Annotated in this window: 13 protein-coding genes; 6 read left to right on the top strand and 7 right to left on the bottom strand. The window is 33.6% G+C overall.

All coding sequences use genetic code 11. The features are described 5' to 3' along the window. Nucleotides 1-3 precede the first annotated feature (3 nt). The gene (locus CLU81_RS15595) at nucleotides 4-2,052 is read left to right on the top strand and encodes a pitrilysin family protein (RefSeq protein ID WP_233209721.1); all 2,049 of its coding nucleotides are present in this window, start codon (nucleotides 4-6) and stop codon (nucleotides 2,050-2,052) included. 245 nt (nucleotides 2,053-2,297) lie between these two features. Here the strand turns inward: CLU81_RS15595 and CLU81_RS15590 are convergent, their stop codons facing one another. After that, the gene (locus CLU81_RS15590) at nucleotides 2,298-2,531 is read right to left on the bottom strand and encodes a hypothetical protein (RefSeq protein WP_099710649.1); all 234 of its coding nucleotides are present in this window, start codon (nucleotides 2,529-2,531) and stop codon (nucleotides 2,298-2,300) included. 644 nt (nucleotides 2,532-3,175) lie between these two features. After that, nucleotides 3,176-4,045, bottom strand: a complete 870-nt coding sequence (locus CLU81_RS15580; protein ID WP_099710647.1) for a DMT family transporter — start codon at nucleotides 4,043-4,045, stop codon at nucleotides 3,176-3,178. A 99-nt stretch (nucleotides 4,046-4,144) separates the two neighbouring features. On the opposite strand from CLU81_RS15580, the gene CLU81_RS15575 reads away from it, so the two are divergent. Further along, entirely contained in the window at nucleotides 4,145-4,522 is a 378-nt protein-coding gene (locus CLU81_RS15575) for a heavy-metal-associated domain-containing protein (protein ID WP_099710646.1), read from the top strand. Nucleotides 4,523-4,681: 159 nt separating this feature from the next. Next, nucleotides 4,682-5,143 (top strand): VOC family protein, encoded by a 462-nt coding sequence (locus CLU81_RS15570; protein WP_099710645.1) that lies wholly within the window; start codon nucleotides 4,682-4,684, stop codon nucleotides 5,141-5,143. Nucleotides 5,144-5,229: 86 nt separating this feature from the next. Here the strand turns inward: CLU81_RS15570 and gldD are convergent, their stop codons facing one another. Genes gldD through mutY form a run of 4 tightly spaced genes read right to left on the bottom strand, consistent with a single transcriptional unit; the run spans nucleotide 5,230 to nucleotide 8,635 of the window. Further along, nucleotides 5,230-5,790 carry a gliding motility lipoprotein GldD gene (gene gldD / locus CLU81_RS15565; RefSeq protein WP_099710644.1) on the bottom strand — a complete coding sequence of 187 codons (561 nt, stop codon included), beginning with the start codon at nucleotides 5,788-5,790 and terminating at the stop codon, nucleotides 5,230-5,232. A 1-nt stretch (nucleotide 5,791) separates the two neighbouring features. Then, nucleotides 5,792-7,087: a gliding motility-associated protein GldE gene (locus tag CLU81_RS15560; RefSeq protein ID WP_099710643.1), complete on the bottom strand. Its 1,296-nt coding sequence runs from the start codon at nucleotides 7,085-7,087 to the stop codon at nucleotides 5,792-5,794. A gap of 23 nt (nucleotides 7,088-7,110) precedes the next feature. Beyond that, nucleotides 7,111-7,551 (bottom strand): single-stranded DNA-binding protein, encoded by a 441-nt coding sequence (locus CLU81_RS15555; protein ID WP_099710642.1) that lies wholly within the window; start codon nucleotides 7,549-7,551, stop codon nucleotides 7,111-7,113. Between the two features lie 37 nt (nucleotides 7,552-7,588). Continuing rightward, nucleotides 7,589-8,635, bottom strand: a complete 1,047-nt coding sequence (mutY, locus tag CLU81_RS15550) for an A/G-specific adenine glycosylase (RefSeq protein WP_099710641.1) — start codon at nucleotides 8,633-8,635, stop codon at nucleotides 7,589-7,591. A gap of 140 nt (nucleotides 8,636-8,775) precedes the next feature. Here mutY and CLU81_RS15545 point away from each other — a divergent pair, with 140 nt between their 5' ends. The 3 genes from CLU81_RS15545 to CLU81_RS15535 all read left to right on the top strand — a co-directional run bounded on the left by CLU81_RS15545 (nucleotide 8,776) and on the right by CLU81_RS15535 (nucleotide 11,376). Next, the gene (locus CLU81_RS15545) at nucleotides 8,776-9,066 is read left to right on the top strand and encodes an HU family DNA-binding protein (protein ID WP_007805026.1); all 291 of its coding nucleotides are present in this window, start codon (nucleotides 8,776-8,778) and stop codon (nucleotides 9,064-9,066) included. Nucleotides 9,067-9,455: 389 nt separating this feature from the next. Then, entirely contained in the window at nucleotides 9,456-11,000 is a 1,545-nt protein-coding gene (locus CLU81_RS15540) for a ribonuclease E/G (protein ID WP_099710640.1), read from the top strand. After that, complete coding sequence (locus CLU81_RS15535; RefSeq protein ID WP_099710639.1) at nucleotides 10,969-11,376, top strand: hypothetical protein; 408 nt, start codon at nucleotides 10,969-10,971, stop codon at nucleotides 11,374-11,376. Before CLU81_RS15540 ends, CLU81_RS15535 begins: the two co-directional genes overlap by 32 nt. A 4-nt stretch (nucleotides 11,377-11,380) precedes the next feature. Here the strand turns inward: CLU81_RS15535 and pbpC are convergent, their stop codons facing one another. After that, nucleotides 11,381-13,756: a penicillin-binding protein 1C gene (pbpC, locus tag CLU81_RS15530; RefSeq protein ID WP_099710638.1), complete on the bottom strand. Its 2,376-nt coding sequence runs from the start codon at nucleotides 13,754-13,756 to the stop codon at nucleotides 11,381-11,383. Nucleotides 13,757-13,845 lie beyond the last annotated feature (89 nt).

Here is a 13,845-nt window from a genome sequence, read left to right as displayed (position 1 = left end):
ATCATGAAAAAAATACATACATTTTTAATCCTTTTATTCCTGACTGGAATTATGCAAGCACAAGATCGACCACAACCAAAACCTGGAAATTCGCCCGTAGTCAACATCAAAAAACCGCAAACTTTTGTTTTGGCAAACGGCATGAAAGTTTTGGTAGTTGAAAATCATAAATTACCAAGAGTTAGTTTTAATCTTACCTTAGACAATGCTCCTTTTACAGAAGGAAATAAAAAAGGTGTTGATGAATTAACAAGCAGTTTAATTGGTAACGGAACTAAAAAAACCGCAAAAGAAGCTTTTAACGAAGAGATTGACTTTTATGGCGCAAGCATCAATTTCACCTCTTCTGGCGCTTATGCAAGTTCACTTTCTAAATATTCTGGACGTGTCTTAGAGCTTTTAGCCGAAGGAGCTTTACAACCAAATTTTACTCAAACTGAATTTGACAAAGAAAAAGCAAAACTACTTGAAGGACTTAAAGCCGATGAAAAAAGTGTTCCTGCAATTGCAAACCGCGTTGTTGATGTTTTGACCTTTGGAAAAAATCATCCATCAGGAGAATATATTTCTGAAGAAACTGTAAAAAACGTTACTCTTGCTGATGTTCAGACAAATTATGCAACACATTTTGTTCCTGAAAATGCTTATTTAGTTGTTATTGGAGATATTAAATTCAAAGAAACAAAAGCTGCAGTAGAAAAACTTTTTGGCGGTTGGAAAAAACAAGCTGCTCCAAAAAATACTTATCCAAGTCCGGAAAACGTATCAAAACTTCAAATTGATTTTGTAGATGTTCCAAATGCGGTTCAATCTGAAATTTCATTGGTTAATACGGTAAATTTAAAAATGAGCGATCCTGATTTTTTCCCTGCAGTAATTGCAAATCAAATTTTAGGTGGAGATTTCAACAGTTACCTGAACATGAATTTACGTGAACAACACGCATGGACATATGGCGCTAGTTCAAGCATTGGAACTGGAAAATATACAACTAAATTCAAAGCTTCATCTGCCGTTAGAAACACTGTTACTGATAGCGCTGTAGTTCAATTTATAAAAGAAATCAAAAGAATCAGAACCGAAAAAGTTTCTGAAGATGTTCTAAAAAATGTAAAAGCCGGATATATTGGCCGATTTGTAATGCAGGTTGAAAAACCGCAAACCGTTGCCAGATACGCTTTGAACATTGAAACAGAAAAACTTCCTGCTGATTTCTACGAAAAATACATTCAAACCATCAACAATGTTACGGCTGATGATATTCTTCGTGTAGCCAACAAATATTTCTTATTAGACAATATGAGAATTGTAATTGTTGGAAAAGGTTCTGATGTTATTTCTGGTTTAGAAAAAACTCAACTTCCGATTTTCTACTTTGACAGATTCGGAAATCCTGTTGAAAAACCTGCTACTACAAAAGAAGTTCCTGCAGGAATTACAGCAAAAACAGTTTTTGAAAATTACCTAAAAGCAATTGGTGGAGAAAAAGCAGTTTCGACTGTAAAAACTTTGGCAATGAACGGATCAACTTCGATTCCGCAAGCGCCAACCCCTTTGACTTTTACGTCTAAATTAGATTCAAAAGGAAAAATGATGGTTTCTCTTGCAATGGGAACAATGAATTTAATGAAACAAGTTGTGAACGATAAAGGTGCTTATATCGAACAACAAGGACAACGCAAAAATCTTGAAGGCGCTGATCTTGCCGAAATGAAAGCAAGCGCTGCTCCATTTGAAGAATTACAATTGGTAAAAAGAACAGATTTAAAAGTTGACAGAATCGAGCCTGTAAACGGCAGCGATGCTTATGCTATAAAAGAAGGCAAAACGACTTATTTCTACGATGTTAAATCTGGCTTGAAAGTAGCCGAATCTAAAGTTCGTGAACAAGCTGGAAAATCAACTACACAAATCACAAATTTCAATGACTATAAAGAGGTAAAAGGTATAAAAGTTCCTTTTAACATCGTTCAAAATGTAGGCTTTGAATTAGATATCAAAATGTCTGACATTAAAATCAACGAAGGAGTTTCTGACGCAGATTTTCTTTAGGAAGGTTCAAAGATGCAAAGGTTCAAAGGGACAAAGGTTCTGAGGCGCTGAGATTCTGAGCTACTAAGGCTTTTAAAAGCTTTGTCAAAGTTTTCAACTTTGACAAAGTTTTTTTTTATGCTCTTTTTTGTCAGGCTGAGCGAAGTCGAAGCCCACGTTCCAATTGGGGCGCCCTTCGACTTCGCTCAGGGTGACATGTCCAAAAACAATAAAGGCTGTCAATTACGACAGCCTTTATTGTTTAATCATTCAACGTTTAAATAAGGATTTAGAATTTCGGCTAATTCATTTAACCAATAAAAGCCGTTTTCAAGACTTCTTTTATCAATCTCTAGAGTTTCACATTCTCGCATTAAACTCAAAACAAGCATATAATTTACTTGCCGAATTGTTTTTGCCATAAACTTAGCATCGACAGAATTGTTGAAAAAATCTGTCAATCTCAGTTCTGTTTCTTTTGAAAGGGTGTTTGTACTCATAATTCTTAACTTTAGGGAAAATAAAACCCGCATAGCTAAGGTGTCCTACGCTGTTAAGAAAGCGTTACGGTTGTTTCCAATACCGCCACCATACCACACGGGTAAATCTTTTTTCTGAGTTCATAATCTTAACTATTAGGATTACGAAGATACCTAAAAAAGAATGAAAATGACTACAAAAATATTTTTTAATAGATAAGAACAGATTAACAAATCTATCTAAATCAAAACTTTGATAACATTTTATTTCGTTGAATAAACGATGAGTAACAAACTTAACGAAAATTTTTAAAGGAAAAATGAGTCCTAGCCCCGATAGTCCAAAAGCTTCGGGAGCGGGATTAGCTCCTAAAAAAAAACTTCTCAACTAAAAAAATCAATCAACCATATTCTGTTTCTTTTAAAATGATGTTTCTGTCAATAATCTAGAAATTCAACCTTTTAAATAAAATGTAAGTCCCATCGGGACAATATATTTATAGAATTATATAAATTTTGTACAATAAAACCCCATCGGGGTGAAATTTTCATCTGTCAAAGAAAAATAGTTATTTCGCTCGGCTGGAGCTCTTTTTCCGGATCTTGTATTATCATCTATAAATATGTTGCTCCTCCGGAGCTTCTCCAATAAACTTCAATAAAGTTTAGCTTTTCTTCGCCGATAAATAAACTCCAATCAAGATAATAAACGCTCCAAAAAACTGAATTGGTGTGAGCATTTCGTTATCTAATAATCCCCAGAAAAATGCTACTATCGGAATTAAATAGGTTACCGATGTTGCAAAAACCGGCGATGACATTTGGATTAATTTAAAGAACAAAACATTCGCGATTCCGGTTCCTAAAACCCCCAAAATCATTACGAATAAAATAGAATGTTGTGTTGCTTCAAAACTTATTCTTTGCGTAATATCGGTTGTACTTAAGATAATTAAAGCTGGTAAAAGCAAAACAGCAAAGTTTCCTGTTGTAATACTTAGGGAATTTAAATCGGATAAATATTTCTTGATCAAATTGACATTTATCGCATAACAAAGCGTTGCAATTACAACCAGAATTACATAATAATAATTTTGCCCAGGATGTGATGAAGCTCCGCTTAAAACTAGTAACAAACATCCAATAAGTCCAACAAAAACTCCAAGAACCTGACGTTTTTGAAATTGGATTCCAAAAACAATAATTCCCAGAACTAAAGTATTTAAAGGCGTAAGCGAATTTAAAATAGCTACGATCGAACTATCAACTTCAGTTTCTGCAATTGCAAAAAGATATGCCGGTGTAAAAGTTCCAAAAAGTGACGTTATCGCAACAAATTTCCATTGACGACGCGAAATTTTCTTCAAACTTTTAAAACCAACAATCAACAAAAATAGTGCTGCAAAAATAATTCGGAACGAACCAACCTGAACCGCAGTTAAGCCTACTAATCCTCTTTTGATTAAAATAAAAGAACTTCCCCAAATTAGCGAAAGAACCAATAAATAAGCCCACTTTAATTGTTTTGCATCCATAAATACTATTTTGATGCAAATTTGTACTATTTTCATGAATTAACCTCTCGATTTTGCTAATTTTGCAATAACATTTTTTGATAACTAAAATTAGATATAATGAAATTCACAAAAATCGTAGCATCATTAGCAATTGCAAGTTTAGTATTTGTAAGCTGCAAAAAAGAAGAAGATAAAAATTTAGCCAATATAAAACCGATAGAAACAGCTTCAAAAGAACACAAAGCGATTGCAGCCGAAAATGTACAAACGGCAAGTTTCGAAATCGAAGGAATGACTTGCGCAATGGGATGTGCAAAAACTATCGAAAAAGAATTATCGAATCTTGAAGGAGTAGAAAAAGCAACTGTTGATTTTGACAAAAAAACTGCTACTGTTGTATTTGACAAAACGGTTCTAAATCAAGAAAACTTAACCAAAACTGTTCAGGCAACTGGAGACGGAAAAACGTATAAGGTTTCGAATATTAAATCGTAATCCAGATTATTCATCCTTAAAAAAGGATTGAAAAACAGAATTCTAAACAGTAGTAAACTCCGGATTGCTACTGTTTTTTTTTGTTAATCATTTTCAAAATTATATTTTAGCTTATAATTCCCCGCTGACATTATAATCATCAATATATAATCATAAACAATGGACCTTAAATTTAGTCACATAGATATTTTAGTTAACGACCTGGAAGTGGCTTGTGACTATTATGCAAAAATCTTTAAAGCCGAGATTTCAAAAACATTCACTTGGCAAAGAGACGAACTACATGTCACTTATGCCGTTGTAAAAATGAGTCAGGAACGTTTTATGCTTGTGCAGCCTTTCTCTGGAAATCTAAAAAATTTGCTGGATTCAAAAGGCGAAGGAACGATTTATCGCCATTGTTATTCGACTCCGGATATCGAAGCTGCTTTTGACGAATTGGTCGCTTCTGGCGTTCAACCGGAAGATGAAAATGGAAATGCTTTATCACGAGAAAGTCTTAACTCACCAAGTGGCGTTAGAATTATCTGGCTTCCAAAACGTTTTGGAGAATTTTCGATCGAAATACTTGAAGAAGCAGGACTTCATGAATTCATAAACGAAGCTTTTTCAGCTTCCTAAGCTCTAAATAATAGAATTTAATCCCCATTTATTTAACATAAAAAAAGGCGCTCAAATTGAACGCCTTTTTTTATGTATTGATTTTTTTATTTCCACTTTAATGTTTCCATAAGCCTTTGCATATCATTTTTGATATAACTTGCTGCTGGCATAACAGAATCAAAATTAGGTTTAGCATAAAAATAAACCGATCCTGTTATAAAATGTTTTGTACTGTCTGTTACGTAAAATTGCGAGTTTGTAGCCGCATTTCCGTCAACTTGATAAAACATTCCGTAAACTTTTTTTTGTGGGTTTAAATACGGTTGTTCTAATATATCATCGGCTTTAATAACATGCTCGTAAGTTAATTTCTGAGCGTCTTTTAGCAACTTCTGAATATCGCCATTTACAGGCTTATATGTCAAATAAATAGTCGCTTTCATTTTAGGATATGTAATTGCAAATCCACAATCTTTTTCTCCTTTAATAACCGCATTTTCGTTCATTTCGAAACTAAACGGACAATTATTTGCAAAATTAACATACTTCGCTTCGGGATAATCTAAGCGTAGGAAACTTGCAGGCTTTGGCACCACATCATCTTTACAACTCAAAACGGTTAATGTTAGTAAAATTGTCGCTACCGAAAATAATCTTTTAAGCATTTTAATCTATTGTTACTTTTATTTGTTTTATACGTTTTTTATCAACTGTTTCTATTGTAAAAACACAGTTTTCAAAAGCTACTTTTTGATCTTTTTTAGGGAAATTACCCAAAATTTCTAAAATAAAACCCGCCAAAGTTTCTGCTTCTCCTTTATGAGATTCAAAAATATCTTCATTGACATCGATTATTCTGTAGAAATCTTTCATGTTAATTTTTCCTTCAAAAAGAAAATTTCTTTCATCAATCTGGGAAAAATTCAAATTTTCATCGTCAAATTCATCGCTTATATCTCCAACAATTTCCTCGATTACATCTTCTAAAGAAACCAAACCTGAGGTTCCTCCATATTCATCAACCACAATTGCCAAATGGCTTTTAAGACTTTGAAAATCCTTCAATAAATTGTCTAATTTTTTATTCTCAGGAACAAAAAATGCTTTTCTCATTAAAGCTGTCCAGTCAAACTCTTCTTTATCAATATGAGGCAATAAATCTTTTACGAATAAAACGCCTTCTATCTGATCAATATTATCACGATAAACAGGAATTCTCGAAAACCCTTTTTCAATTATCTTAGGATAAATCGATTTAAATGTTTCTGATATTTCTAATGCAAAAATATCAATTCTTGGACTCATAACCTGTTTTGTGTCTGTATTTCCAAAAGAAACAATTCCTTCTAATATTTTTTGTTCCTCGCTTGATGTTCCTTCAGAATCTGTTAACTCTAGCGCTTGTGAAAGCTGATTTATCGAAAAACTATTCTTTTGTTTCCCTAATTTATTCTGCAAATACAATGTAATACTGCGCATTGGCAAACTTATTGGCGATAATACTTTGTCTAAAACAGCAATTGGATAAGCAACGCGTTTTGCAAACTTTATATTGTTTCGGCTTGCGTAAACTTTAGGCAAAACTTCTGCAAATAATAAAATCAGAAAAGTAACAAGAATTACTTCTAAAATAAATTTTAAAACCGGTGAATCAATTTGGTCAAAGATATTTTGTCCGATAAAGGAGAACAAAATAACCACTCCAATATTCAGGAAATTATTAGCAACCAATAATGTTGCAAGTAATTTTTTGGGTTTATCTAAAAGATTTGAGATAATTTTTCCTTTCGGAAGATTCTCATTCAAGGCATCATCAATGTCTTTTTGAGATAGTGAAAAAAGTGCTACTTCGGCACCTGAAACAATTGCCGACAAAAACAGCAAAATAAATATTCCGACAAAACCAATTATTAAATTGATGTCTAGAGTGGTAGATAAGAGTAAACTGGGCTCTGGGTCCAAATTAAAAAAGATTAGTTAAACAATCAAAAAGGCAAGTCATTAATAGGCAAGCCTTCGTTAGCCGCGTCAAAGTTAGTACTTTTTGGCGATTCTGAATCGTGATTTGGTCTATGATTTCCAGTTTCTTTTTTGGTAGTCAAGAAAGTAAACTCGGTAACCTGAATTTCGGTGGTATATTTGGTTGTACCATCTTCAGCTTGCCATTGACGAGATTTTATACGTCCTTCAATATATATTTTATCTCCTTTAGACAAATATTTTTCACAAATTTCAGCAGCTTTATTGCGCACAACTAAATTGTGCCATTCTGTTGAAGTTATTTTTTCGTTAGTCGTTTTATTAATATAAACTTCATTTGTAGCAAGCTGAAAACGCCCAATGCAATTTCCGCCATCAAAATAATGCATTTTAACATCGTCTCCTAAATGGCCTATTAGCATTACTTTATTTAATGTTCCGTTCATAGTTTTATAGTAGTATTTCCCTCAAAGATACATTTTTTTAGCAATTTATTTCTTGCTTTTCGATAAAATTATAAATCACAATTGGAAAAGGAAAATTTTTCAAGTCAGTAGTATTCAGACCATTAACAATTATTTCGTTAATTTTTACTTTCCAGAACTGAATATGAAGATGTTGATGCGAAAGTTTATGAATTACAGTCGTTTCACTACACTCTTCTATACCTAATATAGTATAAGAAGAAAAAATCTCGTTTTGAGCTGCGTTTGAAACAAAATCAAAACCAACAATTTCAGTCGTCTCCAAAAGAGGAAACTCATATAAATTGTGCCAGATTCCTTTTGCCGTTCTTTTCTGAATTAAAGTATTCCCTAAAACATCTTCCAGAATCAAATAATTAAAGAAACGATTTGTCACTTTTACCTTTTTTGATTTCACAGGCAAAACAGAAACTTTCTTTTTTTGTAAAGCCGCACAACTATCATTAAAGACACAAACATTACAATCCGGACTTTTAGGCACGCATTGCAAAGCGCCAAACTCCATTATTGCCTGATTAAATATCGCAGGATTATCTTTTGGCATTAATTCGTAAGCCAGTTCTGTAAATTCTTTTTTTGTTGCAGGCGCAGCGATATCAGATTCTATATCAAAATAACGAGAAAGTACTCGAAATACGTTTCCATCAACAACAGGAACCACTTCATTATAAGAAAAAGAAGCAACTGCTGCAGCGGTATATTCGCCAACACCTTTTAATTTTAATAAATCTTTATAGGTATCAGGAAAAACTCCATTGAGCTCATTTGCGACAAATTGAGACGTTTTATGCAGATTTCTGGCGCGAGAATAATACCCTAATCCCTGCCAAAGTTTCAAAACCTGCTCTTCTGAGGCATTTGCCAAATCAAAAACGGTAGGAAATTCCTCCGTAAAAGCAAAAAAATATGGCATTCCTTGCGCAACTCTAGTCTGTTGCAACATAATTTCTGAGAGCCAAATATGGTATGGATTGGTCGTTTTTCGCCACGGCAAATCACGTTTGTTTTGTAAATACCATTTTATCAATATGTTAGAAAAATTCATCGCAAAATACTTAGAATACAAAAGTAAATGTTTATGTAATTAAAATTTAACGAATTAGCTTGATTAATTATTTTTTTAATTCCTATATTTGCAAACTCAAAAAAATAGTACACCATTTATAAAATAAAATAGGAAAGAAAATGACGAAAGCAGATATCGTAGCGAAAATTTCAGAGAAACTAGGTCTTGAAAAAGGAGATGTTCAAGCAACAGTAGAAACTTTTATGGAAGAAGTTAAAACTTCATTAGAAACTGGAGACAATGTTTACCTAAGAGGATTTGGTAGTTTTATTGTAAAAACCAGAGCTGAAAAAACAGGTAGAAACATTTCTAAAAACACCACTATCAAAATTCCAGCACACAACATTCCTGCTTTTAAACCTGCAAAAGTTTTTGTAGAGGGAGTAAAAACGAATAACGAAGCAAAATAATACTATTAATTAATCATAAAATCGACACGATATGCCAAGTGGTAAAAAAAGAAAGAGACATAAGGTAGCTACTCACAAACGTAAAAAAAGAGCGAGAGCTAACCGTCACAAAAAGAAAAAGTAGTTTTAAACTACTTTTTTCTTTTTAAACGTTCATTGAAATTGAAAAAAAGACTGAAGAGAGAAAAGACAAAAGAACATAGACAAAATCTATATTCCCTGCTCGATTCTCTACTAATCTTCTTTTCCCCGGGTTCAATACCTGTTAAAAATATTGTTTAATCCATCTGTAAATAAGATTTTAGATCTTAGATTTTAGATTTTAGGTTTTAACCTATGCTCTTCTCTCTATACTCTATTTTCTGAAAAAACAGATAAAAATTTACAGTGTGAATAAAGAATTAATCATTAGATCTAGTTCTGAAGCAGTAGATTTTGCCTTATTAAAAGATGGAAAACTAATTGAATTACACAAAGAAGAAGAAAAAAGCAACTTTCAGGTTGGTGATATTTTTATTGCCAAAATCAGAAAACCAGTTGCCGGACTTAACGCTGCTTTTGTAAATGTAGGCTTCGAAAAAGATGCCTTTTTACATTATCACGATTTGGGTCCAAATTTAGCTTCCCAACTGAAATTCATAAAACTTGTAAGCGCAGGTAAATTAAAAGATTTCTCCCTAAAAACCTTTCAGTTTGAAAAAGAGATTGACAAAGATGGCATCATTACTGATATTTTAAGTGCCAATCAATCTGTCTTAGTTCAAGTAGTTAAAGAACCTATATCGACCAAAGGTCCAAGAATAAGCGCTGAGCTTTCATTGGCAGGAAGATTTATTGTTCTCGTTCCGTTTTCTGACCGTGTTTCTATTTCTCAAAAAATAGAAGACAAAAAGGAAAAGGATCGTTTAAAAAAACTTGTTCTATCGATCAAACCTAAAGGATTTGGTGTTATTGTTCGCACAGTAGCCGAAGGCAAAAACGTAGCCGAATTAGAAAAAGATTTGCAGAACCTGCTTGGCAGATGGACTGCAATGTGTAAAAAATTACCAACTGCTCATCATCCCTCAAAAGTATTAGGAGAACTCAACAGAGCCTCTTCGATATTAAGAGATGTATTCAACGATACCTTTAGCGGTATACAAATAGATGATGAAGAGTTGTACCATCAAACGAAGGAATATCTGCAAGAAATTGCACCTTCAAAACAATCGATTGTTAAGTTTTATCAATCAAATGACACTCCAATTTTCGAGAAATACAATATAGAGAGACAAATCAAAACTTCATTTGGACGTACAGTCTCCATGAGTAAAGGCGCATATCTTATTATAGAACACACTGAAGCTCTTCACGTTATAGACGTAAACAGCGGAAACCGTTCGAATAAGGCGACTAATCAGGAAGACACCGCCATGGAAGTAAATATGATCGCTGCCGCTGAAATTGCCAGACAACTTCGTTTGCGTGATATGGGCGGAATAATCGTAGTTGATTTTATCGATATGTCTAATCCTGAAAACAGGAAGGTTTTGTTCGACTTCTTGCGAGAAGAAATGAGCGACGATAAAGCAAAGCATAAAATCTTACCGCCTAGTAAATTTGGTTTAGTTCAAATTACCAGACAACGCGTAAGACCAGAAGTTAATATTAAAACCAGAGAAGAAGATCCAAACAATGAGCATGGCGAAATTGAAGCGCCAATTTTAATCATTGATAAAATCACCTCTGACTTAGAAAGACTTTTAAAAACCCACAATAAAGTTGTGCTTAACACACATCCGTTTGTGGCTGCATACCTCAGTAAAGGTTTTCCATCATTACGTTCAAAATGGTTTTTTGAACATAAGAAATGGGTGAAAATCATACCTCGTGACGCTTACACGTACTTAGAATACCATTTCTATGATAAAAAAGGAAATGTTATTTCAGAATAAATTAAAAACCGCCTCTCGAAAGATTGGCGGTTTTTTTATGCGTCATTGTGAGGAACGAAGCAATCTCATTTCTATTTTCAATTTTGAAATTTGGAATTTTAAACTTGGAATTTGTTTTTGTTTTGAAGCAATTTCCAGCTATCCGTTTCAATCTTTTATTTTTCTAAAGAAAAAAATAAAAGGATTTCCACTTCTATCTGGGCTAGGTTCTCATTTTCATAAGAAGATTGTAGATTTAAAAGTCATTTCGAATACTAATGTCACCCTGAGCGAAGTCGAAGGGCACTCCAATTGTCACATGGGCTTCGACTTCGCTCAGCCTGACAAACAATATTTTCATAAGAAAATATTAAAAAAAAATGGAATTTACTTTTAAATTTTTACTCTCTAATAATCTCAATTCTCCTCCTAATTTCATTCCCATAAGCATCTACAACCGTTATATAATGTATTCCTGAAGTTGGTGTAATAGGTAATTCATGAAACGTTTTTGTTGTTGCTTTATAAACATCATCAACGTACCAAAACAATTCTTTATCCCTTTCAGAATAAGCTACTTTGAGAATTAGCGGCTGAACTTCGCTATTAAAATTCTTCGTTAAGTAGATTTTACTATTCGTTTTCGGGTAAATAAAATCCATATTCACTGATTGCGTACCTTGACAATCCTCCTTAAAAGGGGGCAATGGTAAATATTCAATATGCTGACTTTTATAATACCAAGCCATAACCGGCGGTAAAACAAACCAATTTCTAGTAACTATATTATCAATATTTTCGCAACTGCTATTGACCTGAAATTTTTCTGTTTTATCTAAATGAACCTTTTTATGATACGGACAAACCATAGTAGATTTCCCTTTTTTCGGAACCCATTGTTTGATTTTTGGACATTCTTCTTTAGCCAAATAACCGCTTAAACGACAAACTTCAACTTCATCCAGATCTTTATAAGGTGTTTGAAACCATCTTTGTCTCGGCAATAAATTAAAAACATCAAACAAAATAGGCGCTGCACTTGTTACTCCCGTTAGCGTTGGTCTGCCCTCGCCTGTTGCATTTCCTACCCAAACTCCAACAACATATTTCGAATTTGTTCCAATTGCCCAAGCATCGCGATTACCAAAACTAGTTCCGGTTTTCCATGCAATTTTCAACGAACTGTCATAAAACTTCCAGGCTTCGTCTCCTTCCGGTCGGTTTACTTCTTCCATTGCATTATACGTTAGCCAAATTGATCCTGCCCCAACAATGTTTTTCTGGTCTGTTTCAGAACCAAAATCAGGTTCGAAATTGTTTTTATAATTTAATTCCGTGAATTCTTTTGTTCTATATTTTGCATTGTTTTTAGTATAATAATTTACGGTAGACGAAAGATTAGCATACGTCCTGCATAAATCCCACAAATTACTTTCGGCGCCGCCCAAAATAAGCGATAATCCGTAATGATCCGGCGTTTTATTAATATCTCTCAACTTGAACTTTTGCAATTCTTCATAAAATTTATTCACACCAAAATCCTGCAGCATTAAAACAGCCGGAATATTCAAAGATCTTGACAAAGCGCGATGAGCTGGAACCGCACCATCAAAGGTTAGATTAAAATTTTGCGGTGTATAACCTGCAATTTGCGTTGGAATATCTGCTACTAAAGTATTTGGCAATAATTCTCCATCGTCAAGCATTCCAGCATACAAAAGCGGTTTCAAGATACTTCCTGTACTTCTTGGTGCGTCAATAATATCAACATCTTTCTGATGATCTCCATCTGTTGGAGAATTCCCAACATAACTCATCACATTTCTATTTGAAACATCAATTACCAGAATCGCTAAATTGTTAACTTCATTCTGTTTATATTGATTGTAATAATATCTTGCAATTTGATTTACTCTATTTTGCAAAGCATAATCAATCGTGGTTTTTACACGCGTTCCTTCTTCACTTTTCGCCACTCGCTGCAATAAATGAGGCGCAATTTGTGGCAAATCATACGGTTTTTGAGGTAATGATTCTTCAACTGAAAGTTCGTAAGTTTGTTTGTCAATTATTCCTTCCTGATGCAATTTTAGCAAAAGCCTGTTTCGTTTATTAAGTAACTTAATTTGATTTTTTCCTGGATAAATCAAACTTGGTGCGTTTGGCAAAACTGCTAAAGTTGCATTTTCTGCCCAGGACAATTGGTTTGATTGCACACCAAAATAACGCCAGGAAGCCATTTCTAACCCAACCACATTTCCTCCAAATGGCGCGTGAGCGGCATACAATTCCAGTATTTCATCTTTAGAATATCCCAATTCTAATCGTGTTGCCAGAATAATTTCTATGATTTTCTCAAAGTAAGTTCTTCCTTTTCCTTTTCGGGATAACCGGATAACTTGTTGTGTTAATGTACTTCCGCCTCGAACAACTTTACCCGCTTTTTGGTTTTGCTTAATCGCATTTACCATCGCTACGGGATTAAAACCCGGATGTTTATAGAAATATTCATCTTCAAAATAAACGATACATTTTTTGAATTTATCAGGAACACTATCTTGCGCAGGAAAACGCCATTGACCATCCCGAGCAATTTTTGCACCAAGTAATTCTCCTTCCTTACTTTCAATAACCGTAGAATAAGGTTCCTGAAACAGAGTTCGTGGCAATGAGAAATAATAAATCAGCAAGAGCAGAAATGCAATTGCTGATTTTATTTTATTCTTTTTAATCCAATTTATAATGCGTTGTGAGAACGCTATAAGTTTATTTTTCAATGCTTTTAGTTTTAGCTCACGGGTTTTACGGATTAAACGGATCTTTTTTTATTGGATCAAACAGATAAATTTAATCTGTGAAAATCCGT

Source organism: Flavobacterium sp. 9, assembly GCF_002754195.1.
In the GTDB taxonomy this organism is placed as follows: domain Bacteria; phylum Bacteroidota; class Bacteroidia; order Flavobacteriales; family Flavobacteriaceae; genus Flavobacterium.
Note: the sequence above shows the minus strand (reverse complement) of the source record. Positions and strands in the feature narration are given on the sequence as shown.

What these genes read in the sequence shown, in the direction of transcription:
- CLU81_RS15595 (WP_233209721.1), top strand. Translation starts at nt 4, where the DNA reads ATGAAAAAAATACATACATTTTTAATCCTTTTATTCCTGACTGGAATT.
- CLU81_RS15590 (WP_099710649.1), bottom strand. Translation starts at nt 2,531, where the DNA reads ATGAGTACAAACACCCTTTCAAAAGAAACAGAACTGAGATTGACAGAT.
- CLU81_RS15580 (WP_099710647.1), bottom strand. Translation starts at nt 4,045, where the DNA reads ATGGATGCAAAACAATTAAAGTGGGCTTATTTATTGGTTCTTTCGCTA.
- CLU81_RS15575 (WP_099710646.1), top strand. Translation starts at nt 4,145, where the DNA reads ATGAAATTCACAAAAATCGTAGCATCATTAGCAATTGCAAGTTTAGTA.
- CLU81_RS15570 (WP_099710645.1), top strand. Translation starts at nt 4,682, where the DNA reads ATGGACCTTAAATTTAGTCACATAGATATTTTAGTTAACGACCTGGAA.
- gldD (WP_099710644.1), bottom strand. Translation starts at nt 5,790, where the DNA reads ATGCTTAAAAGATTATTTTCGGTAGCGACAATTTTACTAACATTAACC.
- CLU81_RS15555 (WP_099710642.1), bottom strand. Translation starts at nt 7,551, where the DNA reads ATGAACGGAACATTAAATAAAGTAATGCTAATAGGCCATTTAGGAGAC.
- mutY (WP_099710641.1), bottom strand. Translation starts at nt 8,635, where the DNA reads ATGAATTTTTCTAACATATTGATAAAATGGTATTTACAAAACAAACGT.
- CLU81_RS15545 (WP_007805026.1), top strand. Translation starts at nt 8,776, where the DNA reads ATGACGAAAGCAGATATCGTAGCGAAAATTTCAGAGAAACTAGGTCTT.
- CLU81_RS15535 (WP_099710639.1), top strand. Translation starts at nt 10,969, where the DNA reads ATGATAAAAAAGGAAATGTTATTTCAGAATAAATTAAAAACCGCCTCT.